This window comes from Bartonella sp. MR168JLCBS, assembly GCF_042194175.1.
On record NZ_JBHIMP010000590.1, the window covers coordinates 1 to 230 of the forward strand.

A 230-nucleotide genomic window follows, 5' to 3' on the forward strand; every position below is an offset into this window, starting at 1 on the left:
TCCCCGTATCACCAAGCATTGTTTCCGGGCCGGTTGTTGCCACTGTTATAAAAGTTGGAGGATCACCAGGGTCAAAAACTTTACCTTCAAGAGGATATCTAAAATGCCACAAATGACCTTTAATTTCTCTTTGCTCAACTTCAAGATCAGAAATAGCCGTTAATAATTTGGGATCCCAATTAACGAGACGCTTATCCTTATATATCAACCCTTGCTTATAAAGCGTAACA

Annotated in this window: 1 protein-coding gene; it reads right to left on the reverse strand. The window is 39.6% G+C overall.

What is annotated here, in order from left to right:
• The coding region (locus tag ACFIK8_RS12880; protein ID WP_375669646.1) for a class I tRNA ligase family protein at positions 1 to 230 on the reverse strand (230 nt) is incomplete at both ends.